The organism is Mesorhizobium sp. W016, assembly GCF_054719485.1.
This window is the reverse complement of sequence record NZ_JBTTIF010000002.1, coordinates 1,957,782-1,982,770: the sequence shown is the minus strand read 5'-3', so window position 1 is coordinate 1,982,770 and position 24,989 is coordinate 1,957,782. Positions and strand designations below refer to the sequence as shown.

The 24,989-nt window shown below is 62.3% G+C and carries 22 protein-coding genes and 2 pseudogenes; 17 read left to right on the top strand and 7 right to left on the bottom strand.

Annotated elements, in window-relative coordinates; all coding sequences use genetic code 11:
• The first annotated feature begins 74 nt into the window (after nucleotides 1-74).
• Genes ACYG9V_RS09955 through ACYG9V_RS09935 form a run of 5 tightly spaced genes read left to right on the top strand, consistent with a single transcriptional unit; the run spans nucleotide 75 to nucleotide 6,716 of the window.
• Complete coding sequence (locus ACYG9V_RS09955) at nucleotides 75-866, top strand: cyclase family protein (protein ID WP_023686911.1); 792 nt, start codon at nucleotides 75-77, stop codon at nucleotides 864-866.
• Nucleotides 867-880: 14 nt separating this feature from the next.
• Entirely contained in the window at nucleotides 881-2,452 is a 1,572-nt protein-coding gene (locus ACYG9V_RS09950; RefSeq protein WP_023686910.1) for a phytoene desaturase family protein, read from the top strand.
• Nucleotides 2,452-2,934 carry a MarR family winged helix-turn-helix transcriptional regulator gene (locus tag ACYG9V_RS09945; protein ID WP_023686909.1) on the top strand — a complete coding sequence of 161 codons (483 nt, stop codon included), beginning with the start codon at nucleotides 2,452-2,454 and terminating at the stop codon, nucleotides 2,932-2,934. The genes ACYG9V_RS09950 and ACYG9V_RS09945 overlap by 1 nt, the downstream gene beginning before the upstream one ends.
• A gap of 43 nt (nucleotides 2,935-2,977) precedes the next feature.
• Nucleotides 2,978-5,131, top strand: a complete 2,154-nt coding sequence (locus ACYG9V_RS09940; RefSeq protein WP_023686908.1) for a thiamine pyrophosphate-dependent enzyme — start codon at nucleotides 2,978-2,980, stop codon at nucleotides 5,129-5,131.
• Nucleotides 5,124-6,716: an indolepyruvate oxidoreductase subunit beta family protein gene (locus ACYG9V_RS09935; RefSeq protein ID WP_023686907.1), complete on the top strand. Its 1,593-nt coding sequence runs from the start codon at nucleotides 5,124-5,126 to the stop codon at nucleotides 6,714-6,716. Before ACYG9V_RS09940 ends, ACYG9V_RS09935 begins: the two co-directional genes overlap by 8 nt.
• A gap of 134 nt (nucleotides 6,717-6,850) precedes the next feature.
• Here the strand turns inward: ACYG9V_RS09935 and ACYG9V_RS09930 are convergent, their stop codons facing one another.
• On the bottom strand, nucleotides 6,851-7,747 hold the full coding sequence (locus ACYG9V_RS09930; RefSeq protein ID WP_352762909.1) for a LysR family transcriptional regulator: 897 nt from the start codon (nucleotides 7,745-7,747) through the stop codon (nucleotides 6,851-6,853).
• Between the two features lie 229 nt (nucleotides 7,748-7,976).
• On the opposite strand from ACYG9V_RS09930, the gene ACYG9V_RS09925 reads away from it, so the two are divergent.
• The 4 genes and pseudogenes from ACYG9V_RS09925 to ACYG9V_RS09910 all read left to right on the top strand — a co-directional run bounded on the left by ACYG9V_RS09925 (nucleotide 7,977) and on the right by ACYG9V_RS09910 (nucleotide 10,899).
• The gene (locus ACYG9V_RS09925; RefSeq protein WP_352762911.1) at nucleotides 7,977-8,711 is read left to right on the top strand and encodes an SDR family NAD(P)-dependent oxidoreductase; all 735 of its coding nucleotides are present in this window, start codon (nucleotides 7,977-7,979) and stop codon (nucleotides 8,709-8,711) included.
• 50 nt (nucleotides 8,712-8,761) lie between these two features.
• Nucleotides 8,762-9,507, top strand: a pseudogene (locus ACYG9V_RS09920) (SDR family NAD(P)-dependent oxidoreductase).
• Between the two features lie 32 nt (nucleotides 9,508-9,539).
• Nucleotides 9,540-10,139 (top strand): NADPH-dependent F420 reductase, encoded by a 600-nt coding sequence (locus tag ACYG9V_RS09915; RefSeq protein WP_023732290.1) that lies wholly within the window; start codon nucleotides 9,540-9,542, stop codon nucleotides 10,137-10,139.
• 129 nt (nucleotides 10,140-10,268) lie between these two features.
• A pseudogene (locus tag ACYG9V_RS09910) lies at nucleotides 10,269-10,899 on the top strand (class I SAM-dependent methyltransferase).
• A gap of 270 nt (nucleotides 10,900-11,169) precedes the next feature.
• On the opposite strand, the gene ACYG9V_RS09905 reads toward ACYG9V_RS09910, so the two are convergent.
• A complete protein-coding gene (locus ACYG9V_RS09905; RefSeq protein WP_023667783.1) occupies nucleotides 11,170-11,763 on the bottom strand; it encodes a DJ-1/PfpI family protein in 594 nt (197 codons plus the stop codon).
• Between the two features lie 158 nt (nucleotides 11,764-11,921).
• Complete coding sequence (locus tag ACYG9V_RS09900) at nucleotides 11,922-12,620, bottom strand: GntR family transcriptional regulator (protein WP_352762913.1); 699 nt, start codon at nucleotides 12,618-12,620, stop codon at nucleotides 11,922-11,924.
• A gap of 172 nt (nucleotides 12,621-12,792) precedes the next feature.
• Here ACYG9V_RS09900 and ACYG9V_RS09895 point away from each other — a divergent pair, with 172 nt between their 5' ends.
• The 3 genes from ACYG9V_RS09895 to ACYG9V_RS09885 are packed head-to-tail and all read left to right on the top strand — an operon-like array spanning nucleotide 12,793 to nucleotide 16,355.
• The gene (locus ACYG9V_RS09895; RefSeq protein WP_352762914.1) at nucleotides 12,793-14,022 is read left to right on the top strand and encodes an iron-containing alcohol dehydrogenase; all 1,230 of its coding nucleotides are present in this window, start codon (nucleotides 12,793-12,795) and stop codon (nucleotides 14,020-14,022) included.
• A 60-nt stretch (nucleotides 14,023-14,082) separates the two neighbouring features.
• On the top strand, nucleotides 14,083-15,531 hold the full coding sequence (locus ACYG9V_RS09890; protein ID WP_245261818.1) for an NAD-dependent succinate-semialdehyde dehydrogenase: 1,449 nt from the start codon (nucleotides 14,083-14,085) through the stop codon (nucleotides 15,529-15,531).
• Nucleotides 15,532-15,572: 41 nt separating this feature from the next.
• The gene (locus ACYG9V_RS09885; RefSeq protein WP_245261811.1) at nucleotides 15,573-16,355 is read left to right on the top strand and encodes an alpha/beta hydrolase; all 783 of its coding nucleotides are present in this window, start codon (nucleotides 15,573-15,575) and stop codon (nucleotides 16,353-16,355) included.
• A 333-nt stretch (nucleotides 16,356-16,688) separates the two neighbouring features.
• Here the strand turns inward: ACYG9V_RS09885 and ACYG9V_RS09880 are convergent, their stop codons facing one another.
• The gene (locus ACYG9V_RS09880; protein WP_023667777.1) at nucleotides 16,689-17,585 is read right to left on the bottom strand and encodes an NAD(P)/FAD-dependent oxidoreductase; all 897 of its coding nucleotides are present in this window, start codon (nucleotides 17,583-17,585) and stop codon (nucleotides 16,689-16,691) included.
• A 129-nt stretch (nucleotides 17,586-17,714) separates the two neighbouring features.
• Between ACYG9V_RS09880 and ACYG9V_RS09875 the strand changes: the two genes are divergently transcribed.
• From ACYG9V_RS09875 to ACYG9V_RS09865, 3 genes are all read left to right on the top strand, one after another.
• A complete protein-coding gene (locus tag ACYG9V_RS09875; RefSeq protein WP_023667776.1) occupies nucleotides 17,715-18,344 on the top strand; it encodes a TetR/AcrR family transcriptional regulator in 630 nt (209 codons plus the stop codon).
• Nucleotides 18,345-18,871: 527 nt separating this feature from the next.
• Complete coding sequence (locus ACYG9V_RS09870) at nucleotides 18,872-20,047, top strand: zinc-dependent alcohol dehydrogenase (protein ID WP_023682758.1); 1,176 nt, start codon at nucleotides 18,872-18,874, stop codon at nucleotides 20,045-20,047.
• A 10-nt stretch (nucleotides 20,048-20,057) separates the two neighbouring features.
• Nucleotides 20,058-20,606, top strand: coding sequence for a hypothetical protein (locus ACYG9V_RS09865; RefSeq protein WP_352654964.1), 549 nt, complete (start codon nucleotides 20,058-20,060; stop codon nucleotides 20,604-20,606).
• A gap of 255 nt (nucleotides 20,607-20,861) precedes the next feature.
• On the opposite strand, the gene ACYG9V_RS09860 is transcribed toward ACYG9V_RS09865, so the two are convergent.
• Nucleotides 20,862-21,086 carry a hypothetical protein gene (locus ACYG9V_RS09860; protein WP_156931519.1) on the bottom strand — a complete coding sequence of 75 codons (225 nt, stop codon included), beginning with the start codon at nucleotides 21,084-21,086 and terminating at the stop codon, nucleotides 20,862-20,864.
• Nucleotides 21,087-22,223: 1,137 nt separating this feature from the next.
• On the opposite strand from ACYG9V_RS09860, the gene ACYG9V_RS09855 reads away from it, so the two are divergent.
• Entirely contained in the window at nucleotides 22,224-22,481 is a 258-nt protein-coding gene (locus ACYG9V_RS09855; protein ID WP_245260390.1) for a hypothetical protein, read from the top strand.
• Between the two features lie 283 nt (nucleotides 22,482-22,764).
• Here ACYG9V_RS09855 and ACYG9V_RS09850 read toward each other — a convergent pair whose 3' ends face one another.
• On the bottom strand, nucleotides 22,765-23,184 hold the full coding sequence (locus tag ACYG9V_RS09850; RefSeq protein ID WP_245270154.1) for a hypothetical protein: 420 nt from the start codon (nucleotides 23,182-23,184) through the stop codon (nucleotides 22,765-22,767).
• Nucleotides 23,185-23,634: 450 nt separating this feature from the next.
• Between ACYG9V_RS09850 and ACYG9V_RS09845 the strand changes: the two genes are divergently transcribed.
• Nucleotides 23,635-24,234: an EF-hand domain-containing protein gene (locus ACYG9V_RS09845; protein ID WP_352762915.1), complete on the top strand. Its 600-nt coding sequence runs from the start codon at nucleotides 23,635-23,637 to the stop codon at nucleotides 24,232-24,234.
• Between the two features lie 199 nt (nucleotides 24,235-24,433).
• On the opposite strand, the gene ACYG9V_RS09840 is transcribed toward ACYG9V_RS09845, so the two are convergent.
• The gene (locus ACYG9V_RS09840) at nucleotides 24,434-24,598 is read right to left on the bottom strand and encodes a hypothetical protein (protein ID WP_023667766.1); all 165 of its coding nucleotides are present in this window, start codon (nucleotides 24,596-24,598) and stop codon (nucleotides 24,434-24,436) included.
• Nucleotides 24,599-24,989: the final 391 nt, after the last annotated feature.

Sequence of the window (24,989 nt, the reverse complement as noted above, 5' to 3'; positions counted from 1 at the left end):
TATGTTTTCGTCTAGTAGGATATTAAGGGCCGAGACGAGCCTTGATCTTCACCATAAAGAGGGAACTTCAGACCATGGACACGCAAAAACTCCTCGGCGAAGTCGCCGGCCAGCTGCTTTCAGGCGCCATCAGGGTGGTCGACCTCTCTGCGCAACTCGGACCCGACACGCCCCTTATCAAGCTGCCGCCGGAGCTTGCCGTCGACACGCCAAAGGTCGAGATCCATAACATCTCCCGTTATGACAAGAACGGCCCGTGGTGGGCATGGAACTGGCTGAAGCTTGGGGAGCATTCGGGCACGCATTTCGATGCGCCGCAGCATTGGATCAGCGGCAAGGATTATCCGGACGGCGCCACCGACACCATTCCGGCGCAGAACTTCGTCGGCCCGGTCAATGTCATCGACTGCTCGAAGGAAGCCGCCGCCGATCACGATTTCCTGCTCACCGTCGACCACATCAAGGCGTGGGAAGCCAAGCATGGCGCCATCAACGCCGGCGAGTGGGTGGTGATGCGCACCGACTGGTACAAACGCAACGGTTCGGAAGCCGAATTCCTCAACGCCAACGAAACCGGCCCGCATACGCCAGGTCCCACAGCCGAAGCCATCCAGTTCCTGATCAGCAAGGATATCAAGGGCTGGGGCTCGGAGACGATCGGCACCGATGCCGGCAAGGCCGGCGGCATGGAGCCGCCATTCCCGGCGCACACGCTGATGCACAAGGCCAACCGCTATGGCCTTGCCAGCCTCTGCAACCTCGACCAGTTGCCGCCAAAAGGCGCCATCCTGATCGCCGCACCGCTCAAGATCGAACATGGCACCGGCAGCCCGATCCGCGCGCTGGCGCTGGTGTCGAAAGGCTGAGAAAGCACGCTGAGGTGAGCCAGCCGGATCACATCATCGTCGGCAGCGGCATCAACGCGCTGGTCTGCGCGGCGATGCTTGGCGGCAAGGGCGCGAAGGTGCTCGTCCTCGAGCGCAACGACCGCATCGGCGGCTGCATGCGTACCGAGGAGATCACCGCGCCCGGCTTCATCCATGACGTGATGGCGACCACCTTCGTGCTGTTCATCACCTCGCCGGCCTTTGCGGCATTGGGCAGCGATCTCGCGCGGCACGGGCTGGAGTTCTGTCACACCGGCACGCCAACCGGCGTGCTGCGGCCGGACGGCAGTCATGCAGTGCTCACCACCAACCGCGCCGCCAATGTCGCGGCAATCAATGCGATTGCCGCCGACGATGGCGACCGGCATGCGGACGATGTCAGCGGCATCGAGCGCAATGCCGGCCTGTTGTTCGGCCTGCTCGGCGGCAGCCTGTGGTCCTATCCGACGGCGAAACTGCTGGCCGGCGATGCCTGGCGGCGCAGCCCACGCGGCCTTGCCGCCTTTCTGGGTGAGGCACTGGTGCCGGCGCGCAGCTGGTTGGAAAGCACCTATCAGTCCGAGACAATCCGCGCGCTGTGGGCGCCCTGGGTGCTGCATGCCGGGCTTGGACCGGAAGATGCTTTCTCAGGGCAGATCGCCAAGGTCATTGCCTTCGCGCTGGAAGCGGCCGGCGCGCCGATCGTCAAGGGCGGCGCGAAGAACCTGCTCTCAGCTTTCGAGGCTTTGATCAGGGAACGCGGCGGCGATATCCGCACCGGCGCCGATGTCGCCTCGATCGTCCAGAGCGGTGGCCGCGCGAGCGGAGTCCGGCTGGCATCCGGCGAAACGATTACCGCCAACAAAAGCGTCATATGCTCGGTCACGCCGACGCAGCTTTACCACCGGTTGCTCGGCAGCGAGGCTCCCGAAGCCGATATCGAAGCAACGCGGAGATATCGCTACGGCAAGGGCAATTTCCAGATTCACTATGCGCTGAACAAGCCGCCGGCATGGCGCGGCGAAGGCCTCGACAAAGTCGCGCTGCTGCACCTGACGCCGGGGCTCGACGGCGTCTCGAAAGCCTGCAACGAAGCGGCGCGCGGCATGCTGCCGGACGTGCCGACCATCTGTGTCGGCCAGCCGCATGCGCTCGACCCATCGCGCTGCCCGCCTGGCAAAGCAATACTGTGGCTGCAATTGCCCGAAGCGCCACGTCACATCAAGGGCGATGCTGCCGGCACGCTGCAGGCGCCCGCCGACGGACAATGGACCGAGGCGTTGCGCGAAGCCTATGCGGATCGTGCCGAAGCCATCCTGGCCAGCCATATCGATGGCTTCAAGGATAGCGTCATTGCGCGGCGCGCTTATTCGCCGGCCGATCTCGAAGCGATGAACATCAACCTGGTGGGCGGCGACCCCTATGGCGGCTCCTCGACCATCGACCAGTCGTTCCTCTGGCGTCCGTTCAAGACCAGCCGCAATCATCAGACCGGTATCAAAAACCTCTATCATATCGGCGCTTCCACCCATCCGGGCGCGGGCCTCGGTGGCGGTTCCGGCTTTCTCCTGGCGGGGAGGCTGTGATGGAGCAGAAGGTTCCGGAAAAGCGCCAGCGCATTTCGACGCTTGGCCAGATCGGCCTGCAGCAATTCGCGCCCTATCTGATGAACCGCATCATGGGGCGCTACAACGCCACCTTGCGCGACGATTTCCGCAAGCAGGGCCTGACCATTCCGCAGGTCCGCACGCTCGCCGTGCTGTCGGTCACCGACGGTGTCACCGTCAACGACCTCTCGGTCTACACCGTCATCGAGCAGTCGACCTTGAGCCGCACGCTCGACACGCTGGAAGGGCAAGGCTTCGTGAGGCGCGAGCAGGGCGTTACCGACAGCCGCATCCGCCATGTCTTCCTGACCGATGACGGCCGCGCCGAGTTCGCGCGCGCCTGGCCGGCCATGCATGATGCGTTCGAGGCGATGTTCGACGATGTCGACGACGCCGAATACGCGGCGCTGATCGCCACATTGCAGAAGATGCTGAAGAACATTCGCAAGCACGACATCTAGACGCAGGCGCCGGCCGCACCGCCGGCAACGGAAGGTTGGAAAAATGGCCGAACGGTCTTTTGCCAAGGAAGTCGAAAAACTCAGGCTCGGCGCTGGCGAGGAATTTGCCGGCGAAGGCATTCTCGCCATCACCAAGGCGCTGCTGCAATGCGGCGTCGGCTATGTCGGCGGCTACCAGGGCGCGCCGATCAGCCATCTGATGGACGTGCTGGCCGACGCACAGGACATTCTGGGCGAACTCGGCGTGCATTTCGAGGCGAGCGCCTCGGAAGCCACCGCCACCGCCATGCTCGCTGCCTCGGTGCATTACCCCATCCGTGGCGCGGCGACCTTCAAGTCGACGGTCGGCACCAATGTCGCGTCCGACGCGCTGGCCAACCTTGCCTCCGGCGGCGTAACCGGCGGCGCGCTGATCATCGTCGGCGAGGATTATGGCGAGGGTTCCTCGATCATGCAGGAGCGCAGCCATGCCTTTGCCATGAAAAGCCAGGTCTGGCTGCTCGACCCGCGCCCGAACCTGCCGTCGATCGTCAAGGCGGTCGAGGATGGCTTCGAGCTGTCCGAAGCGTCCAATACGCCGGTGATGCTGCAGGTGCGCATCCGCTGCTGCCACGTCCACGGCCATTTCATCGCCAAGGACAACAAGCGCCCGCCGATGACGGTGGCCGATGCGCTGGATGCGCCGCGCCGCGACACCGGCCGAATCGTGCTGCCACCCGCCTCCTTCCTGCACGAGAAGGAGAAAGTGCAAAAACGCTGGCCGGCGGCGGTCGATTTCATCACCAGGAACAAGATCAACGAGTTCTTCGGCTCGGATCATGGTTCGGTCGGCATCGTCATGCAGGGCGGCATGTACAATTCGGTCATCCGCGCCTTGCAGCGTCTCGGCCTTGCCGACACCTATGGCGAGACGGATGTGCCGCTCTACGTGCTCAACGCCGTCTATCCGCTGATCGACGATGAGTTCCTGTCTTTCTGCGAAGGCAAGCACGCGGTGCTCGTGGTCGAGGAGGGCCAGCCCAACTACATCGAGCAAGCCTTTGCCGCCATGCTGCACAAGGCCGGGCGCGGTACCAGGCTGGTCGGCAAGGAGTATCTGCCGATGGCCGGCGAATATACCGGCCAGGTCATGCTGGACGGCATCGGCGCCTTCCTGCGCGCCGAGGCCCCGCATCTCTTGCCGGGCGAGGTGCGCGCGCCCAACAAGGTCGGCGACGGCGTCGACACCGCCGACCTGATCAATGTCGTGCCGGGCCGTCCGCCGGGCTTCTGCATCGGTTGCCCGGAGCGGCCGATCTTTGCCGCGACAAAGCTGGTCGAGCAGGAACTCGGCAAGCACCACATCGCCTCCGACATCGGCTGCCATTTGTTCTCGATCATGCCGCCCTTCGAGCTCGGCGCCACCACCATGGGTTACGGGCTCGGGCCGGCCTCGGCTTCAGCCTTCAATTCGCCCGACGCCAAACGGAGGTCGATCTCCTTCGTCGGCGATGGCGGCTTCTGGCACAATGGCCTGACCTCCTCGATCGGCAACGCGGTCTTCAACAAGAACGACGGCGTCATCGTCATCGTCGACAACTTTTACTCCGCCGCGACCGGCGGGCAGGACATATTGTCGTCGCGCGCGGGCAACAAAACCAAGTCGACAAAACATCCGATCACCGAGGCGGTGAAAGGCATGGGCGTCAAATGGCTGCGCCACATCGACCGCACCTACGATGTCGGCAAGATGCAGGACACGCTGCGCGAAGCGCTGACGACGGAGGAAAAGGGACCGAAAGTCATCGTCGCCTCGTCCGAATGCATGCTCAACCGCCAGCGCCGCGAAAAGCCGCTGGTCGACAAGGCGATCAAGGGCGGGACCCGTGTCGTCAAGCCGAAATTCGGCGTCGACGAAGACATCTGCACCGGCGACCACGCCTGCATGCGGCTGTCCGGCTGCCCGTCGCTGTCGGTGAAGTCGCTCGACGATCCGTTGCGCGACGATCCGGTGGCATCGATCGACCCGAGCTGCGTCGGTTGCGGCAATTGCGGCGAGGTGGCGGACGCCGCCGTGCTCTGCCCGTCTTTCTATCGCGCCGATGTGGTGCACAATCCGAGCCGCTGGGACCGTTTTTTGGAAGGCACGCGCCGCGCCGTGATCGGCCTGATGCAGCGCCGCCGCGAGAGCCGCAGATTGACGTTCGCCGATGCTTGACCAGGCTTCGCCCTTGCGCCCGAAATCCGGTGCCACCGATACCGAGCCGGTGATCAAACTCGCTTTGCTCGCGGTCGGCGGCCAGGGCGGAGGCGTGCTCGCCGACTGGATCACCGATGTCGCCGAGCGCAATTCCTATGTCGCGCAATCGACCTCGGTCGCCGGCGTCGCCCAGCGCACCGGCGCTACGATCTATTACGTCGAGATGGCCCGCGACACCGGCCGGCTGCCGGTCTTTGCCCTGTCGCCTTCGCAAGGCGATGTCGACATATTGATCGCCGCCGAGCTGATGGAAGCCGGCCGCGCCATCATCAGGGGCTTCGTCACGCCCGATCGCACCACGCTGATCACCTCCTCGCACCGTATCGCCGCGGTGTCGGAAAAGATCGAGCCGGGTGACGGCCGGGCCTCGTCTTCCAAGGTACGCGCGACGGCGGAAGCTGCATCGAAACGCTTCATCGCCTTCGACATGGAAAAGATCGCCGCCGACAATGGCTCGATGATTTCCGCCAGCCTGCTTGGCGCGCTGGCCGGCTCCGACGCATTGCCGTTCACGCGTGAAAGCTATGAGCAAGCGATCGGCGCCGGCGGCCGGGGCGCGAAAGCCAGCCTCGCTGCCTTCGCCGTCGCCTACGACCGCGCGCGCGGTACGACGGCCCCCGCGCGACAGGCGGCAGAACCGGCCACGGTCGACCCCGCTCCGGGTACAGGGCGCGTGAGCGGTCCGCAGAACCTGCTGCAGGGTTGGCAGGCGCTGGCCGCCCGCATCGACCTGATGCCCGCGGCGGTGCGCGACATGGCGCTCCGGGGCCTGAGAAAGGTCGTCGACTACCAGGACATCTCCTATGGCGGCGAGTATCTCGACCGGCTCGACCAGGCGGTCGCGCTGGATAGCGCTGAACATGCCCATGCATTGTCCATCGCTGCCGCCAAGCATCTGGCCAACGCGCTGTGCTACGACGACATGATCCGCGTCGCCGATCTCAAGACACGTTCGACGCGTGACCGGCGGGTGCGCAAGGAGGTGGGCGTCAAGAACGGCTCCATCCTGCAGGTGACCGAGTATTTCCATCCGCGCATCGAGGAGTTCTGCGGCACTTTGCCGGTGGGGTTGGGCAGCTACATCGAGAACCGACCGAAACTTGCCGGCTTTCTCGACCGGCGCATCAATCACGGCCGGCGCATCCGAACCGACAGCTTTGCCGGCTTTGCGGTCCTCTGGTTCATCGGCGGCCTGCGCCGCTGGCGCCGCCGCCTGTTGCGCCACAAGGTCGAGACGGCGCATCTGGAGCGCTGGTATGCGCTGGCGCTCGGCCACGCGCCTCAGGACTACGCGCTCGCCGTCGAAATCTTGAACTGCCGCCGGCTGATCAAGGGCTACAGCGACACCCACCTCCGCGCCCAGTCCAAATTCGATCGCGTGCTGTCGGCGCTCGATCTGGTCAAGGGCCGCGATGACGCTGCCGACTGGATCAGGCGGTTGCGCGAAGCTGCGCTGAAAGACGAGAAAGGCGACATGCTCGATGGCGCGCTGAAGACGGTGGCATCGTTGTCTGATCATGGTGTGGGAAGAGGTCGAGCTTAGGCTGGCACCTCTACGCCACTGCCGCCGTTTCCCTACTCCCACTGGATTCGCGGATTGAACACGCCGCTTCAAGCGCCCGCAGCTCGGCTTCCACCCGGGATTGCGGGAAGCGTTGCCGGCGGACCTGCCGGGCGTCAGTCGCGCGATATGGACAGCCCCGAGAGAAGCGGAGCGTACGCGGCGAGCCTGCGGGATACGAACTCCGTGAAGAGCCGCACCCGCTTCGTCTTGCGTGTCTCGCCTTGCGTGAGAAGCCACAGTGTCCCATGCATGGGCACGTCGATTCCCGGCACCCTCACCAGCAGGGGGTCGGCATCTCCAACGAAGCACGGCAGTTTCGTTATCCCAATCCCTTGGTGCGCCGCGATGATCTGCGTCTCGGCGTCAGGTGTCCTGAACGGTACTCCCGTGACGTGAACTTCTCCCTCGCGCGCCCAGTCCGGAATTCCATGATTGTCTATGCCTATCCACCGGATAGGATCAGGCGTGCCCGCACGCCACGCGGCTAGTCGATCGCGAGACATGTAGACGCCGCTGAACAGCTCCGGTCCCTTCAGGCCGTGAAGATTGAGCGGCAGGGTCTTGCGGTCGGCGACAATGCGGATCGCGACGTCGGCCTCTCGGTTGGTCAGATTGGCCAGCTCACCGGACGACAAGATTTCCATCTCGATGTCGCGATGCAAACGCGCGAAGTCGGCGAGATCCGGCATGAGCAGGTGTGTGGCGAGGAACGGTGGAAGCGCCACCCGCAAAAGTCCGCGCGCGCTCTGGTCACGACCGAAGACGCGCGTCTCCAGCTGGTGCGACGACGCTTCCATCTGGGTCGCGAGATCGAGGACCTCTTCGCCCGCAGCCGTCAGGCGGTAGCCGGAAGGCAGCTTTTCGAACATCTGCGCCCCGAGGCGTTCCTCGAGCTGAGCGATGCGTCGCAGCACGGTCGAGTGGTTCACACCGAGGTCTGCGGCGGCAGCACGCACCGAGCCTCCTCGCGCGGCGGCAAGAAAGTAGCGAACGTCATCCCAGTCGATCATGGTGCATTCCTGCGCAGCGCAGTGCGGCTTGCAAAAGCCCATACTAACACGATCAGCCGTAGTTCGTGCGGTCATCGTGGCGTTCAATCATCTAGCTGGATCGTTTTCGCACCAGCGATGTGCGCGATTGCGCACTCACCGCCCGACTTCGGCGAACCCATCTTGAGGCTCTCGCGGGACTTTCCCGTACAGCCAAAGATACGAGACGGCGAAACGAAGGATGCATGACATGAACAGACTGAATGGAAAGACCGCTGTGATAACCGGCGGCGCTACGGGCATCGGCCGCGCCGCAGCCAAGCGCTTTATCGAGGAGGGCGCCTTCGTCTTCATCTTCGGCCGCCGGCAGGAAGCGCTCGACGCAGCCGTGGCCGACCTTGGGCCTAGTGCCCGCGCGGTTAAGGGCTCGGTCTCGGATGAGGCCGACCTGGACCGACTCTACGCTGCGGTGAAGGCCGAGCGCGGAAGCCTCGATATCGTCTTCGCCAATGCCGGGGCAGGAAGCCCGCTTCCGCTCGGCCAGATCACCGCCAGGCACATTGACGAAACCTTCGACACCAATGTGAAGGGTACGATCTTCACGGTCCAGAAGGCGCTGCCGCTGATGAGCCAGGGCGGTTCGATCATCCTGACCGGGTCGAGCGCCGGCACCACGGGCGCTCCGGGGTTCACTGCCTATAGCGCGAGCAAGGCGGCAGTGCGCAACCTGGCGCGGACCTGGGCGGAAGACCTGAAGGGCACCGGCATCCGCGTAAACGTGCTGTCGCCCGGAGCGACGGCGACCGAACTCGCGAAGGAGGCGTTAGGCGAGCAAGGCCAGAAGGCCTACGGCGCGATGACCCCGCTCCAGCGCATGGCCGATCCGGCGGAGATCGGCGCCGCGGCCGCCTTCCTCGCGTCGCCGGACAGCAGCTTCATGACGGCCAGCGAGGTCGCCGTCGACGGCGGCCTGGCTCAACTCTGACCCCCAGCGCGGTCCGTACCTGGCCCGTGCGCAACGAAAGACAAAGAATTATGAAAAAACTCGAAGGCAAGATCGCAGTCATCACGGGCGGAAGCAGCGGGATCGGATTGGCCACAGCCAAGCGCTTCGTAGAAGAAGGAGCGCACGTCGTGATTACCGGGCGAAGAGAGAAAGAGCTGAACGAGGCCGCAGCCTTCATCATGAAAAACTGGTCGTGGGTGACGTGTCGCTCTTGGAAGATCTGGAGCGCCTCTATGCCGTCGTGAAGGAGAAACATGGTCATATCGACATTCTCTTCACCAACGCCGGCGCGGGGACGATCGCACCGCTCGCGGTCGCTACCGAGGCACATTTCGATCAGACCTTCGATGTGAACGTGAAGGGTCTGTTCTTTACGGTGCAGAAGGCCCTTCCCCTGTTCAAAGACGGCGGTTCGATCATCCTGAATTCTTCAGTGTCGAACGTGTTGGGGCTTCCAGGGTTTAGTACCTACGCCGCGAGCAAGGCGGCTGTACGCAACTTCGCGCGCGCTTGGACACTGGAATTCAAAGACCGCAAAATCCGCGTCAATGCAATGAGTCCGGGACCAATCGAGACGCCGGCCTTGGAGACAACGACTGGCCTTACTCCTGAGCAAGCCGAGCAAGCGGCCGCCCAGTTTGCGTCACAGATCCCAATGGGTTGCAGGGGCAAACCAGAGGAAATCGCTGCTGCCGTCACGTTCCTCGCCTCCGATGAAAGTTCTTTCGTCACCGGCGTGGATCTCGCCGTCGATGGGGGCATGGCGCAAGTCTGACCCCGGCATTAGCACCAGATCGGAGAAATACTATGAACTATGCAATCGTAGGATTCGGCAATATCGGACGGGCCCTTGCCAAGGCGTTTGCCCGAAACGGCATCGAAGTTTCCGTTGCAACCACACGCGACCCGGAAAGCTTTGCCGCCGATGCGGCCGCGATCGGACCCACCATCATCCCCAAAAAACTGGCGGAAGCCATCAAGGCGGACATCATCTTTTTGGCTGTCCGCTTCGAGGCGCACCCGAATGTTGCGAAGGCGCTCCCCACCTGGCAGGGGAAGACGATCATCGATGTGACCAATGCCTATGGCGTGCCCCCTGAGGAACTGGGAGGACAACCTTCTTCCAAGTTAATCGCGCAGGCCTTCTCTGGCGCAAAACTGGTCAAGGGCTTCAACCATCTGGTCGCCCCGGTGCTTGATCAGGATCCGGCCGTACATGGTGGCCGGAGGGTCGTGTTCTTGGCAAGCGACGATGATGCTGCCGCAACACAGACTGGGGAGCTTGCGGAAAATCTCGGTTTCGCGCCGATTAAGCTTGGCGGGGTGTCGGAAGGTGGCCTGCTGGTCCAGGCGCGCGGAAACAGCTGGGGTCATCTGATCTTCAAGGACTTGGTCAAATTCGACTGACGAGCGCGACGTCCCCGGCAAAGAGACGACGCACGCGATCGGAACTCGGATCGGATCAAGCCCGATCCGATCCGAGCAAATGGAGAAATCAGTATGAGCACCCAGAAGAATATCCACTAGGAAATTTCGATGTACGACCAATCCAAGGTGTCCGATTTAATCCGGTTCGCACGAATCGAGGCGGGCTCCACCGTGATCGACGTTTACCCTGGCGACGGAGACTGGACGCGCCTCTTCTCCGACATCGTCGGATCAGAGGGGCGGGTCTACAGCTTCGTGCCGGCCGAAGTCGCCCACTTCAAGAACGATCCGGTCGGCCTCATGCGGACGCTCGCGAAGGAGCCGAGCCGAGAGAACGTCGAAGCCGCCTCGGCGGATCTCGTCGCGATGCCGAAGGTCACGCCGCCAGCCGATGTCCTATGGCTGCACCTGTTTTACCACGATCTTCACACCGCCCTGGTCCAGAAGAAGGGTGCGACGGCGGCCGACTTCAATCGAGCTGTCTACAAGCGGCTGAAACCCGGTGGGTCCTACGTTATCGTCGACCACGCCGCCGCCACTGGGTCGGGCACGAGCGACACCCGGTCGCTGCATCGGATCGACCCTGCATTCGTCCGCGAGGAGGTGGAGGCGGCCGGCTTCGTACTGGACGCGGAAAGCACCGTGCTCGCGAACAAGGATGACGCACTCGATCAAGGTGTTCGATCCCGCGATCAAGGGCGAGACCGATCGCTTCGCGTTTCGGTTCGTGAAGCCCTGACAGCTCCCGGGCGCCGACTTCATGTCGACCTCCCATTGAGTCCATCAACTCGGGTTCGCACCCGTCAAGCTGGGAAAGCTCAACGAGGATGGCGCGCTGGTGCACGCACGCGATGCGGCAGCGCCTTGAAGGCGTCCGAGGTGATGATGGCACAAGGTTCTGGAGCACACCTGCCGCAGGTTCCTGATCTGAACTTGATGAAATGACGGAAGTCGCCGCGCCGTTGAGGGAGCCGGCGCATCCCCTCAGGGATGCGCCGGGACAAACGGTTCAAGAATGGTGGATTTCCGTTCCCAGCACCTTCAGGCATTCACGGATGAACGCCGCAAGCGCGGTCCAGCCTTTGGCTGAAACCATGGTCCCATCGACATAGGCGTCGGTGGGAGACAAATCGATATAAGTGCCGCCGGCAAGCGTCACCTCCGGCTCGCAAGCGGCGAGCGCCGCCACCTTCTTGCCGCGCACGACGCCGTCGACCGCGATCAGAATCTGGACGCCATGGCAGATCGTGAAGATCGGCTTTTTCGCCTCGTGGAAATGGCGCACCATTGCCTGTATCCGCTTGTCGGTGCGGATGTATTCGGGGCCACGACCGCCGGCGCAATAGACAGCGTCGTACTGGCTCAGCTGCTTCTCGGCGTCGGCAAAGGTCTTGTTGATCAGCGCGTTGTGGCCGGGCTTTTCGGTGTAGGTCTGATCGCCCTCGAAATCGTGCAGCGATGTCTTGATCATGTCTCCGGCGCTTTTGTCGGGGCACACGACATGAACGGTGTGTCCCACCGCTTCCATCGCCTGCTGATAGACGAAGATTTCATACTCCTCGGTGAAATCACCGGTCAGCATCAGGATTTTTTTGGCTGGCATGTCTTTTCCTCTCGGCTTGTTTCAGGGGCGAGGTGCACTGCGCCTCCTTCCCGGTATCGAAATCGGCTCAGAACGGGGAGTAGAATTCGTAGGCGGCAGGCTGGGCGAACAGCGGCGCGCCGCGCTTGAGGGTGCCTCGGGCAAGCAACATCGCCAGGCTACTCGAACGCAGGCAGGAGCCTGTCCCGCGAATTTTCGATGTGCGCACGCATGGCTTTTTCGGCGGCGTCCGGATCGCCCGCGGCAAAGGCAGCGAGAATAGCCTCGTGCTCGTCGAGCGCCTCTTCGGTCACCCTGGAGTGATACATCAGGCGGAAGATATGGAAGTGGGTATGCTGGTGATTCAGCGTCTCGCGAATGAGTTCGTTCTGGGCGAACTCGACGATCTTGTCGTGGAAGATCGCATCCTGACGGGCGAAGTTCGAATAGCGCAGGCGTTCGTCTTTCCCCACCCGCCGAGCCATGACGCCGGCCGTCTCCTGCAGCGCGGCAAGGCGCTCGCCGTCCATTGTTGCGGTGGCTTTAACCGCGGCGGCAGGTTCAAGCAATAGACGCAGCTCGTAAAGCTCGTCGAAGCGCCGGCGGGTGATTTGCGGGGCGGCGCGATAGCCGATCAGGTGGGTTTTCAGAACCAGCCCTTCCCCCTCCAGCCTGCCAAGCGCTTCACGAATGGGGGTATGCGAGACGTTGAATTCCTTGACGAGATTGTCGACGGTGATGCGCGATCCCGGAGCAATCCTCAAAGACATGAGCTGCGCGAAGATTGCTTCGTAAACGTCGCCAGCCAGACTGTTGGCGCGCTGAATACGACCGGTCGCACGGGCTTCATTGTCAACCGTCAGGTCCGTGTTCTGCATCGTTTGCCTCTTGACAGAACCACCCACTAACATGATGCTCCGCGAAACTCAATCCTATATCCTATACGATTTTATGAGGATATCGCATGATCATGACCTGCAGCGCCGAGGTCGGCCTCTGGCACGAAGCCAAGCCTGTCGGCTTCCAACCCGTCTTCGCAGGATCTTGTGCATGAGCTTGTTTGCAGCGGCGCGCCTGCCGAGCGAGATTCTGTTCGGCAAAGGCCAGCGCCATGTCCTGCCTGCCATCGCCGCCAAATATGGGCGCCGCGCGTTCGTCTGTACCGATGAGCGCTTCGCGGCGACGTCGCAGTTCGCCGAGATTCTCGCTGGCTTGCACAACGCGGCGATCGAGACGTTGGTCTTCGACCGAACGCTGCCGGATGTGCCGCGCGACAGCGTCGCCGCCTGCATTGCGCAAGCGAAAGATTTCAAGCCGGACATGGTGATCGGCATCGGGGGCGGCAGCTGCCTGGACATGGCCAAATGCGCTGCACTTCTGCTCAGCCATGGCGGCAAGCTCGAGGACTACTATGGCGAGTTCAAGGTACCCGGCCCTACCCTTCCGGTAATCGCAGTGCCGACGACGGCTGGAACAGGCTCCGAGGTGACCCCCGTCGCCGTGATCTCCGACCCGGATCGGACGCTGAAAGTGGGTATCGCCAGTCCGCATCTCATCGCGGCAGTGGCGCTTTGCGATCCGGATCTGACGGTGACCTGTCCACCGTCCTTGACGGCGATCGCCGGCGCCGACGCGCTGACGCACGCAATCGAGGCCTTCACAGCGGCCAAACGCGGCGCCGACCCTCATTTGCCGCAACAGCACGTGTTCATCGGCAAGAGCGCTCTGACCGATCATTTCGCGCTTCTGGCCATCAGGCTGCTCGGCCGCAGTCTGGAAAAGGCATATCGCGACGGATCGGACGAGGATGCGCGCGCCGACGTCATGATGGGAGCGCTGGCCGCCGGTTGCGCCTTCGGTACGGCGGGAACGGCCGCCGCCCATGCGGTGCAGTATCCCGTTGGCGCGCTTACCCACACCCCGCATGGCCTGGGGGTCGCCACCATGCTGCCCTACGTGATGACCTACAATCTGGCCGCAGCAGCCGCGGAGATTGCGGAAGTCGGCACTGCTCTCGGCCTTTCCCATCAGGGCGGCGGCGACGCCGATGCCTTGGCGCACGCCACCATCCGTGAGGTGAGCCGGCTGTTTGGCGCCATCGGCATCACACCGACATTGGCCGAACTGGGTCTTCCCGAAGACAAGATCGACTGGACGGCCGAGCAGGCGCTGGGCATCGACCGGTTGATCAAGAACAATCCCCGCCCGTTCGGCCTTACCGCGATGCGACAGCTGGTCAGGGCTGCTTATGACGGCGACATGTCCGCCACCACGATGTGATCGACCAGGAGCTCATCCAAAATGAACATCGCCGCAGGCATATCCGACGAGGATCAAGATATGTTCGACTACGCCACGGTCTCGCACGGTCTCTACATTGGCGGACGCTGGCGGCCCTCATCGGAGGGCCGCGTGATCGAAGTGGTCGATCCCTCGACTGAAGCCGTGATCGCTGCGGTTCCCGATGCAACGCTCACTGATGCCGCCGCCGCCGTCGACGCTGCCGCGAAGGCGGCGGCCGGCTGGCGCGAGACCCCGCCACGCAGGCGATCGGAAATCCTGCGACGCTGCTTCGAACTGATGACGGAACGGGCGGAGACGTTGGCCGCGCTGATCTCGCTGGAGAACGGCAAGGCGCTGCGCGATGCGCGCGGCGAAGTCGCCTATGCGGCGGAGTTCTTTCGCTGGAACGCCGAGGAAGCGGTCCGCATCAACGGCGAGTTCGGCCTTGCGCCCTCGGGCGCGAACCGGATCATTGTCGACTACCAGCCCATCGGCATTTGCGTGCTCATCACACCATGGAATTTCCCAGCCGCCATGGCGACACGTAAAATCGCTCCGGCGCTGGCGGCCGGCTGTACGGTGGTCCTGAAGCCCGCCAGCGAGACACCGCTGACGGCCTATGCGCTTGCGGCGCTCTACGAGGAAGCCGGCGTGCCGCCCGGCGTCGTCAACGTCCTGACGACCTCGACCCCCGGACCGGTGACGGCGGCCATGCTGGCCGATCCGCGCGTGCGAAAGCTGTCCTTCACCGGCTCGACCGGCGTCGGGCGCGTGCTGCTGGCCGAAGCCGCAAAGCACGTCATTTCCTGTTCCATGGAGCTTGGCGGCAACGCACCCTTCATCGTCTTCGACGACGCCGACCTGGAAGCAGCCCTCGACGGTGCGATGGTTGCCAAGATGCGCAACGCCGGCGAAGCCTGCACGGCCGCCAACCGGCTTTACGTCCAGGCCGGCATCCATGATGCTTTCGCGGAAGGCTTGACCAAACGCATGGCGGCACTCAACCTGGGCCCGGGCACAGACTCAGACACAGAATGCGGGCCGATGATCACCAGGAAGGCTGTGCACAAGATCGACCGGCTTGTGCAGGACGCCGTTGCCCGCGGCGCCAAAATCCTGTGTGGCGGCGGCGTATCTGAAGGCAGAGGCTTTTTCTATCCGCCAACGGTGCTCAAGGACGTGCCGGCCGACGCCGCCATGCTCCACGAGGAGATATTCGGTCCGGTGGCGCCGATCATGCGCTTCGACAGCGAGGCGGATGTCATCGCCAAAGCCAATGACACCGAATACGGTCTCGCTGCCTACATCTATACGCGCGACCTGGCCTGGGGGATGCGCGTGGCATCGAAGATCGAGTCCGGCATGATCGCGCTCAACCGCGGCCTGATGTCGGATCCGGCGGCGCCTTTCGGAGGTGTCAAGCAGAGCGGGCTGGGCCGCGAAGGTGGCCAGAAGCATGGCGTTGCCGAGTTCATGGAGGCGAAGTACATCGCCGTGACCCTGTGAGCGGACATCCCGCCAAAGATCCGTTTCGCATTCGCGATCATGTGGTCGAGTTCGACGACATCGTCGCCGAGATCGTTCGCAGAAGCGAGGAGACCAGGGCGAACGTTCCCATGGTCGCCGATGTCGCCTACGGGGCTGACGCCACCGAAACCATGGATCTGTTCTTTCCCGAGGGCAAACGGGACCGCCTGCCGGTGCACATGTTCATCCACGGGGGCTATTGGCGCATGTTCTCCAAGCGCGACTATTCCTACGTCGCCGAGACCGTTACGAACGCAGGTGCGATCGCGGTCATTGTCGACTACGCGCTGATGCCTACCGTCCGGATGGCCAGGATCGTCGACCAGGTGCGCCGCGCCAAGCGATGGGTATTTGACAATGTCGCACACCATGGCGGCAATCCCGGCCTGCTGACCGTTAGCGGTCATTCCGCCGGTGCGCATCTGGCAACAATGCTTTTCGACGGTGACGAGCGGCCTTCCGGCATCAAAGCTGCGCTGCTGCTTGGCGGCCTTTACGACCTGAAGCCATTGCAGATGTCGTTCCTTGGCGCCGAGATCGCGATCACCGACGAGGAGGCCCGCCGATTCTCGCCGATCGACCACAGTTTCGATCCATCCGTGGGCGTAGATATCTCGGTCGGCGCCGATGAAACGTCGCCGTTCCACAGCCAGGCCGCACTCTTCACGGACCACCTTGACACACAGGGACTGACTGTTTCGCGCATCACCCTTGGTGGGGCCAATCACATGAGCAGCGTCCGTGACCTTGGCTTGGCTGGTACCGAGGCCGCGTCACTGCTGGCCCGCGTCGTGGCCGCCTGAGACTTCCGCCAGAAGCGCTGCTGGGCGCGACCGTTCTTCGCAGTAGCGTCGCAGCATCGAGGTGCCGACCGCGGTGGCGAATCTTCCGCCACCGGTCCCCATACCGTAAGCCCGCCGGCGATGTCGACGTCGACGTGGTTCATGCTTTCCAGCGTGATTGAGCTTGATAACCGATGTCGGCGATCGCCGTCATGCAGGCAGCCCAGTTGAGTTCTCAAGGCTGGCCGGCCAAAGACGCCCCTCAGGGGAGAGCGGGCCGACGTTCCGCAACACCGGCCCGCAACCTTCAGAATACGATAGCCCGCGGCACCCCGGAGAAGGGAATCTGCGCTCTCACACCAGCATCGACTGCTGGGCGAAGATGCCCGCCATCGCGCCGTGCGATATTGCCAGGGTGACCGATGGCGGCGTGAGGGGGTTGGCGAGGTCGCCCGCGGCGTAGATGCCGGGCATGCTGGTTTCGCGGCGCTCGTCGACCTTGAGGATTACGCCGAGGGGCGTATCGACCGTGGCGAGGCCCAGTGATTCATGCAGGCTTGCGGACGGCTTGTTGCGCGGATGCGCGAACAGGATGTCGACCGCGACCTTGGGGCCGGTATCGAGCTTGACGGTGGCGTTATGCCCCCCGTGATGGGCGATCTCGCTGATCCGGCCGTCGACGACAGGTATGTTGCGGCGCGCCAGACCGGCCCGGATATCGGGCGGAATGTCGTGACCATCGGCAAAGACCGTCAACCTGTCGGTCCAATCGTGGAACAGCCTGACCTGATTCATCGACTGTGGGCCGGACCAGACGAGGCCCCAATGCTGGCCGGCGACTTCAAAGCCGTCGCAATAGGGGCAGGGCACGATGGACGTGCCCCAACCTTCGGCAAAGCCCGGAACATCAGGCATCTGGTCGGCGACGCCATAGCTCAGGATCAGGCGGCGCGCGCCGAGGCTTCCGCCATCGCCAGTGAGGACGGAGAAATCGTCGATGGCGCCGGACAGGCTGTCGGCCCGGGCATTGACCAGCTTGATCGTGGGATAGCGCGCCAGCTGCCGCCGCGCCTCGGCCAGGATGTCCAGCGGTGGCTTGTGATCGTGGCCGAGCAGGCCATGCGAGTGGCCGGCGAAGCGGTTGCGCGGCAGGCCGGTATCGAGAACGGTGACCTTACGGCGGGCACGGCCGAGTTGCAGGGCACCGGCGAGACCGGCAAAGCTGCCGCCGATGATGATGACGTCATCCATAATGGGCTCCGTGTTGTGGATGAGGGGCTGGTTGGACCTGGTTGAAACCTACCCATCGGCTTGCGCATTTCAGAAACTACATGGTATCGTAATCCAAGAATTAGGATACTGTCAAGGACTGGAATTGTCGTGACCGAAAATAGCCAGGGCCGGCGCGGCCGGCCCGCCAACGAGGCGCTTGGCCAAACGATACTCGACGCTGCGTCCGAACTCTTTGTGGAATTGGGTTTTCAAGCGACCACATTGGACAAGGTCGCCCAGCGGGCGAAGATATCCAAACTCAGCATCTATCGGCACTTCGAGAACAAGGAGGCGCTGTTCAGCGCGGCGATGGCGGCCGGCTGCCATCAGTTGTTTGCGCCACAGGCCCTTCTTGAAGGCGTCGGCGGTTCGGTCGAAGATCAGCTCATGGCGGTGGGATCGTCCCTGCTTCGCACGCTGTTGAGATCAGACGTCCGCAGTGTCGAAGCCATGGTCATGGCCGACCAGACGAATCCAAGGTCGTTAAGCAAGCTCCATTTCGAAGCCGGCCCCGCCCATGTCATCGCCCAAATCGAGGTCCTGTTGCGTCAGTTGCACGCGAAGGCGGTTCTGAACGTGCCCGATCCTCTCCGGTCCGCCCGCTTGTTTGCCGCGCTTTTCAAAGGATCCGATCTTTTGATTATCGCACGCTTCGATCAGGCGAGAGCGGCGGACGACAACGAAATCGAATCCTATTGCCGGTCGGCCGTCGCCATGTTCATCGCTGCGCACGGCTAGCACTCTGCCCTGCCCGCTAATCATTGTATTTCTGCGAAATACTCCGCTAGAGCCGCCGTCGCGATGGCGCCCATCCACCTCGTGTCGATCGCGTCGGGGTCGGACTGCGCGCCCGCCGGTGAGCGGCATCTCCTACCTGCTCCGGTCACAGCGCTGCTTCTGCCGACCCTGTGCGGGCGAGGAAGAGAATGCCGGTTATGGCCGCAAGAATCGAGCAGATGGGGTATCAGCCGCCGCGAAGGACACCTGCGGACCGAACGTATTTTGGTACACTTGAGTACGTCCATTCGTGGGTCGGGCTCCAGCGGCTCGTGCCCGACGCGCCCCGGGGAAGGCCGCTGGTGCCCGCGACAGATCCTTCCAAGGTGCGGGTCTGGCATGGCCCAAAAATTCTCTCGAGCTCCCGGAACATCGGTCCGCCCCTGTGGTTCGACAAGCAGCGGCACAGTCGATCCAACCAGGCATCGGCCCGCTTAGGACAGGCGCGAGGTCCCTACTCACAGATCTTGCGAAAATAGGAGCAAGCTATGCGAGCGTTGGTCTGGCACGGCAAGGAAGACATACGCTGCGATCAGGTTTCGGACCCGGAAATTGAGGATGAACGTGACGCGATCATCAAGGTGACGAGTTGTGCCATATGCGGCTCCGACCTTCACCTCTACCACAACTATGTGCCAGCCATGCTGCCCGGCGACATCATGGGCCACGAGATGATGGGAGAGGTCGTCGAGGTCGGCAAGGGCGTCAACGGCGCTCTGAAGGAGGGAGACCGCATCGTCGTGCCGTTCACCATAATCTGCGGTGAGTGCGACCAGTGCAAGCGACAGAACTTTTCGGTTTGCGAACGCACAAACCGCAAGAAGAATCTCGGTGACAAGGTGTTCGGGCACACCACCGCGGGTCTGTTCGGCTACACTCATTTGACCGGCGGCTATCCCGGGGGACAGGCGGAATACATGCGTGTGCCGTTCGCCGATGCCACGCACGTAAAGGTGCCTGACAGCCTTACCGACGAGCAGGTTCTCTTCCTCGGCGATATTTTTCCTACCGGCTGGCAGGCGGCGGCACAGTGCGACATTGAGCCCACCGATACGGTTGCGGTGTGGGGCTGCGGCCCAGTCGGGCAGATGGCCATACGCAGCGCCCTGCTGCTCGGCGCGAAACAGGTGGTGGCGATCGATTGCCTGCCGGAACGGCTTTCCATGGCCGCGGCCGGCGGCGCCATCGCCATCAATTTCGCCGAGGAAAGTGTCGTCGAACGACTGCGGGAACTCACCGGCGGAAAGGGCCCGGAGAAGTGCATCGATTGCGTCGGCATGGAAAGCCACGTCTCGCTGGCCCAGCCCGATACCGTCTACGATCGCGCAAAGCAGTTGATGCTGATGGAAAATGATCGACCGCACGTTTTGCGTGAGATGATCTATGTCTGCCGGCCGGCCGGCGTGATCTCGATCCCCGGCGTCTACAGCGGGCTGGTCGACAAGATTCCGATGGGACAGGCAATGAACAAGGGGCTCACCTTCCGAATGGGGCAGACCCATGTCAACCGTTGGACCGAGGATCTGTTGCGCCGCATCGAAGATGGCCAGATCGACCCATCCTTCGTCATCACCCATACCGTGGGGCTCGAGCAGGGACCGGAGATGTACAAGGTGTTTCGCGACAAGCAGGACAGCTGCATCAAGGTTGTACTGAAACCGTAGGGAAATCGTCATGAACGTGATTGCCAAACTTACCAACATCACCCGATCGCCTGGCGATCCCAAAGTGCTGAAGACTGGGCAGAGTGCGGTCGGGGCCTCCGATGGCCTTGCCCGCAAGCTCGGCTGGTTCAGCATCGCGCTTGGCGTCGCCGAGCTGGTTGGCGCCGAGCGGATTGCCGGCGCGCTCGGCATGCGCGGCAAGGAAGACCTGATCCGCGCTTATGGGGCGCGGGAAATAAGCAGCGGCATACTCTCGCTTTCAGTGGACAAGCAGGCCGGGCTGTGGAGCCGGGTGGCCGGCGACGGCCTGGATATCGCGACGTTGCTGACAGCGTATCGGCATGGCAACCCAAAGCGCGATAATGTGGGCCTTGCGCTTGCCATGGTCGCCGGCATCACATTGCTCGACATCCTCGGTGCGAAAAGCGTGACCGCGCGCCACTCTCGGAGCGGGACCAAGCCACGCGACTACAGCGATCGAAGCGGCTTTCCCGGAGGCACTGCCGCAGCCCGCGACCGTGCCCGCTCGCAGCGCAGCCAGAAGGCCGGCGCAGCCTGATAGAGATTGCGGAACCCTGGCGGCATGCGACCTGGACAGGTGGCATCTCGTCAGGCCCTAACGCCAGAGGTGGTAGCTCTCGGCGAGCCGAGTTTGCTGGAACAGAGTAGACCGTCGCGCGGCCGTTCTCGCCGTCTCCTGGGTCACCGCCGCGCATGGGTTGTGTGGCCGGTGCGTTAAAGGCACGAAGCAAGCAGCGATCCGACCGGCGTCGAGCCTTCCATGTCTCTTGCCTTGGCAAGGTTCCGGCGATCCTCAGGCCGAGCCGCGTTCGGGAAGCTCGGTCTCTTCCGCCACCCCTTTCCGCAGGTCTCGGCGCAAGCGTTCCGCTTCGTCGGAATTATTATCGTCGTCTGTCCGCTCGAGTTCGCGATCGATTGTCTCGCGCGACCCCTCTGCCGGATCCTGTTGCGGAGATGTGTTCGGGCCGGTTTCGATCTTGCCGTCGCCGGGAACGGTGCGGTCGCCAGACTTCGTCATCTTCAGCTTCCCTTTCATCTGTCATCTGCCTCGGCATCTCCGATGGCATGAATTTTGGCCGCTTCCCTGCCGAACCGGATCGTCGACGCTTTGTTCCGGGAAAGCCCCCGCAGGTTCGTGCTGGTCGGCCCCGGGGCATTGGTCGATGCCCTTGCCGGGAAGCATCCTATGCCAACGAGGTCGGCGGCAGCCTCATCGATGTCGTTATCAACATGTGGGCTGTGAAGGCGTTTTCGGCCCGGACACGCGAGCACGCCAGGCTCGCGGCGAGTTTTCGAACCGAAGCAGATGCGCAGCGTAACAGCTGGATGTATACGGAAAAGGCTGCCTCATCCACGACATCGCGCTTCGGGAGGGCCGGCGGCATGCTCGCCTGGGCGGTCCGGCAGCTGGTAGCGAACTGGTCATAGGCCTTTGCAAAGCCGCGTCGATGAAGCGGGTGCGGTAGCGCTGGTCGGTGTAGCGTCGAGGCATCTGTCAATCGGAGACAAGCGCGACCACTTTTGGGACCTCACTGTTTTTTCCACCGGGACTCGACATCTCACTATCATAGTTGATTGTGGCTGCCGGTGACCCTGCGTAATGGATAGCCATTCAAACTCTCCAACAGGAAAACGGTATGTTGTATCCGGGTCGGTTTTTGGGGCCAAGCGAGATTGAGATGCTCGCCCAGGTTTGTCACACGGTCTGCAAAGAGCGCGCCCTACCTCTTGCTTCGCAGAACGGAGAGCGCATAGCTGCGCATATACTCAGGCTGTTTATGAATGGCTTGATTGAGCAGAATGAACTGCTCGATGCTGAGAGGAACTGGGCTCTTCGGCTTGACCGTTCGGTCCAGCAGACGATGTCAACTACGCGCACATGAGAGGCCGCGGGACCCAGTTTGGTTCTTACAGCCGAACACCCGCCGCTATCTGAGATATGTTGCGGGGTTTTCTTCGCCGCGGAGTGATCCGATACAGTGCGCGGAAATCATGGCAATCCTGTTCGCAGTGATTCTATTGAGCGTAATCGCAGTCGCATTCTTGGTCGTCGGAAAGCCGCCAAGGCCAGTTGGGAACAAACCTGACGTTTAAGCGTTTGTAGAGCCCTTCCACCGGGCAACTCACCGAAATGCTTCTTGCCGTGCATGATGCGATGTCGACGGCCGTTTTGGCGGGCAGGAGCGCCAATGCGGAAATAGTAGGCGTGGTCGACCTCACCAACAAAGCTGAGGTCGACATCGGCATCACCAGCTTGGGAAGAGCCATCCAGTTCGTGGCCAACGCCTCGGTGCTTGGATACGACATTCGCGGCGCCATGGTCTTCTATGGCGCGCCCGGTACGCCGAGCCTAAGGGCGAGAGAGTGCGAGCGCTTGTGGGCGCAGTTTGGCGGCGCGCTTCTACAGCCGTAGCTCTATCAGGACGTTCGCCCCGCCCGTTCTTGGTATGAACGCGTACGGAACTGAGGCGCTACCCAGCCGCAGCGGGAATGGCTCAGTGGTAGTTCTATCTGGCGACCGCACTAAGCGGCTTTTCCGTGATGGGCTTTGAGCGGCTGAGCCAGCGTGAGAACGTTCGGCCGCATATCTGCCGGTGCCTGCTTTCATGTGACTGGGCGGGGCTATTGGGGAGCCGGGTTGACCACTGGGCCCTTAGCCGAGGGAAGCACAGTACGGCAACCTCGCTCTTTGCTGGCTAACATCCTTCCGCTCTCAGGGACCGGACCATGCGCACAACAACAGGGTCATACGGTTTCTTTTCGGATTTCCGATAATTCATTGTGAAAAGCGCGGCACGCTGGTTGCAGACCATAATTGCACGGACGTAGCGAATCTCGCCATTCTTGACCCCGGAGTAGCTGGCCCATTTCGGGGCTAGGCGCCGATAGGTCAGTCGCCAACCGGCCTTTTCGTCCTCGATCATGCGATGTTCAATCTCGGCGCGAAAACTTGCTTTGCCCAGTCGCGCGCCCCAAACGACCAGAAACGCGTCTCTTGGGCCCTGAAAAGCCGCGCCCTGCTCCGAATTCTGGGTCAGGACGAAATTCGGAGGAATATCGAAACTAAAGCCAAGCTGTCGGACGCCGAAGGGCTGCCACGCCTCGGCCTGAAGCAACGTGGTCCAAAAGAGAAAAACTGTAAGTCCCAGCAGTAGGCGTCGCATTGCTCTGATTTAGCGCTGGCTAACATCGTGTCCAGACGGACAGAGGTCCGTGACATAAAAATATGCATCATGGCCGCGCAGCATATTGACCTGGGATTCGCGATTAACGGCGTGCGGTCGAAACGGCTTCCGTCCCGCGAAAGCAGAGGGAATTGGTGCGTCGGTATGATCGATTGGCAGAAAATTGGCGAGGCCGAATGTCCAACGTTCATTGCCCGCAAAAATGGGCGCCGGCTTCCTCTTGTGCCTAGGGAAGAAGAGCCGAATTATTCCCTGGCGAAGACCCTGATCTACCTCAGACGGGGCATGCCTCAGTAACTTCGCCGTGACCTGATCCCTTCGGGGAACAATCACATCGAGCTCCAGTTTGGCCTTCAAGCGAAAGCACTGATGGAGCATGCCATGAGATTTCCACACAGCAAGACGGCCGCGGCCGCCGTTTTCATTGCCCTGACCTCCCCCGCACTCGCCCAGACAAGCGGAACACCATCACCCTCGACACCTGCACCCGCTCCGGCAACCGAACCGCCGACCGCCGGACAGTTGCCGGATGCGACCGGACAAGCGGATGCACCAACACGCGAAATGATCCGCCAGATGGTTGAGCAAGCTGTCCGGGAGAGAATGCAGCAGGATCGCGGTTCCGAAGAAGGTTTCCGCGAGGAAGATAGTCGCAGCTATCAAGGCGATCGCAACGAGGATGCTGACCGCCACGATGAAGATGGCGACCGTTGGCAGAACCACGGTGGCCGCGATCGTGGACACAGAATGGCTGGACGCTGGCATCATCAGATGATGCGCGGTGCCGGCATGCGACTGATGTTCGGGCTGTTGGACACCGATGGCGACGGATCGGTGTCCGAGGACGAGGTTCAACGCGCGGTGGGCAGGATGTTCAGTAGCATTGACGAGAATGGTGACGGCAAGATCGATGCGGACGAGATCCAGTCCTTCATGCATGGCTCCAGCATGCATGGCACTGATAGCGAGGACACGCCGTAGCTGCCTTCAAAGTGAATGCCCTCCCTCGGACAAAGCGGGCGCGTGGCGGCCGATCCCGAAGAGGTGTCTCTTGGCTGTTAGGCGCCCGGCCAGCACCCTTTAGGCTTGAGCTATTCCCGCAGTCCCGCGAGACGCCAGCCGTGAAAAAAAAGGCTTCGCATTGCTGATCGAGGAACGATCGAAGCCGACCAACGCAAGGTCACTCGGGCGCTCGGTCTTCCAGCAGAACGAAGGATGCGGCGATCAAGTCGTCGCCATTGATACGTCCTTGGCTGTCCTCCAACATAGTTGCAACCTTGTGGAAGGCCATCATTTCACCCGCGTCAATCTGCGCTTCACGCATCTTGGCTGTGAGATCAGCCACGCGATTTCCTAACGAATGTGATTTTGCAGTCTCGCAATTCGACATGATTAGTCATCCTTTGCCTTGGGGTTTCACGCTGCCGAACGCAATGCTTCAGCGGATGTTCCGAATTTGGCCATCAGTCTTATGGGATAGGACTTGCGTCTGATTGCGGTTGGAAGAAGCCCGAACGGCGGAACACGCAGCCGGACGCCGAATTGGAAACCCACCGTCGATCGAAGTCCCTTGTCGCCGGTTGAGATCCCGCATCTTCACTGTCGAGAGGGTGGCGGGATCGCCTTCCGAGGAGCGAGCGCATATGAGGTAATAGATATTTGGCAGATGTACTCACGGCCATCCTGCTCGCTTCTTTTGTCTGCGCATGTTCATTCTTTTCGGGAAACCCCATCTC